This window comes from Vibrio sp. 1557 (assembly GCF_033340175.1).
GTDB lineage: Bacteria > Pseudomonadota > Gammaproteobacteria > Enterobacterales > Vibrionaceae > Vibrio > Vibrio alginolyticus.
Genome location: NZ_JAWOVZ010000071.1, coordinates 1 through 2,027, shown reverse-complemented (window position 1 = coordinate 2,027; position 2,027 = coordinate 1). Strand labels below are relative to the sequence as shown.

1 protein-coding gene and 1 pseudogene are annotated in these 2,027 nt (G+C 49.5%); both read left to right on the top strand.

Translation table 11 applies throughout. From position 1 onward, the window contains the following. Positions 1-921 (top strand): glycoside hydrolase domain-containing protein (locus R7070_RS24600; RefSeq protein ID WP_318141332.1); only part of this gene is annotated, 921 nt, incomplete at its 5' end. A gap of 89 nt (positions 922-1,010) precedes the next feature. Further along, positions 1,011-2,027 (top strand): annotated as a pseudogene (locus R7070_RS24595) (glycoside hydrolase family 92 protein); the annotation flags it as partial.

The following is a 2,027-nucleotide window of genomic DNA, read 5'->3' as shown; positions in this document are numbered from 1 at the left end:
ATGGCTGGCGATGTAAAACTGCAAGAAGAGTTTATGACTCGTGCCGACAACTGGCTTAACCATTGGGATGCAGAGACTGGCTTCTTACGTCCGAAAAACCACCCGCTAAGCTCATCACCAAACAAACCGCCTTTGGAGTTCAACCAACCAATTGATGAAGAGCGTTTGGATGAGTGTGAAATGGTTGAATGGCCTGAAGGCTCAGGTGTGATGAAAGAGAAATGCCCACTGCTACCATTCGACCCTTACTATGTGGACGAGTTTGCCTACACCGAAGGGAACGCGTGGCAATGGAAGTTCCAACCAATGCACGATTTCAACCGCCTGAAACAAGAAATCTATCAAGCCGACTTGGCGCAAGGCAAAGACACCACGCCAGAGAAAGCCTTCCGTGAAGACTTGGACGAGCTATTCAACGCGCGTTCTTCAAACACAGGCGAAGAGCTACCAGACCTAACGGGTTACATCGGTCAGTACATGCACGGTAACGAGCCATCGCACCACATTCCTTACCTATACGCGCTAACGGATGAGCCATGGAAAGCGCAAGAGTACCTAGACCGCATCATGTCAGATATGTACACCAGCGAGCCAACTGGTTTGATTGGTAACGAAGACGTGGGTCAGATGAGCTCTTGGTACTTGATGTCGGCAATGGGCTTCTACCAAGTGACGCCTGCAGATCCGGTCTACACCATCGGTCGTCCTATGTTCGATGAAATCACCATTCCAGTGGAAGGCGGCGAATTCACAGTCATCGCAGACAACAACAGCCCACACAACAAGTACGTGAAGTCCGTAACCATCAACGGCAAACCGCTGGATGCCAACTTCACCTTCAAGCACAGCGAAATCAAAGCGGGCGGTGAGCTTCACTTCGTCATGACGGGTGACAAGCAAGAAGCGCTTCAAGCTCAGTAACGTTTTATGTAATTCGTGTTTAAAGAATACACAGATAGATTAACTCAGTGGCAGGAAGTGATGCGCTTCCTGCCTAAGGAATCAAGATTATGAACTTTACGAAAACCGCTATCGCCACCGCAGTGATTGCAAGTGTTATAGGTTTGGCTGGCTGCAACGATGACGACGATAACACCTCACCAAGCGTCGATACTTCCAACCTAAAATACGTCGACCCATTCATTGGTACCGGCTTTAACGGACACACTTTCCCGGGTCCTGTTGTGCCAGAGGGCATGGTGCAACTTTCTCCAGATACCGAGCTGATCGGCTGGCACTCTTCATCAGGTTACCACTTCGATAAAAAGACCCTATTTGGCTTCTCCCACACTCACCTATCTGGCACGGGGATGGGCGGCTTAGGTGACATTCTGTTCCTGCCGTTTACCGAAGATAAAGCTAAATACATCGAAGACAGCGACGACTACCGCGAAGCGATTTCGGTCAAGATGGACAAAACCTCTGAAGTGGCAGAAGCAGGTTACTACTCTGTGAAGATTGCAGAAAACGGCATCAAAGCTGAGCTTACTGCTTCTGAACGTGTCGGCTTCCATCGTTACACCTACCCGCAAGATCAACCACAACGTTTGAAGATTGACCTCAACTCCATCCTAAACAGTGACTGGGGTTCGACCTCTCTGCGCAACAAACTGACGGTGAGCGAAGACGGTCATACCATCACGGGCGAGCGCGATGCAGCACACTTCTCTGGTTGGGCGAAAAACCAAAAAATCTTCTTCTATGCGACTTTCGATAAGAAGATCAAAGACGTTTACATCCTTGCCAATGGCGAACCTGTTGACGGCCTAACGGCAGAGCACGTTTCTGAATTGATTTACGATGACCAAGGTAATCCAGTTAAGCGTGTCAAAGCGGACGTCACTGCCTACATCGAATTTGAAGATGAAGGCTCACAAGAGCTGAATGCGCAAGTGGCGTTATCTGCGGTTGACCCACAAGGCGCAGAAAACAACTACGATGCCGAAGCGAATGTCTCTTTCGATACTGCGCGCAACAACGCACGCGAGAAATGGGCAAAAGCACTCAACTTCTCAATTGAAGGGGGC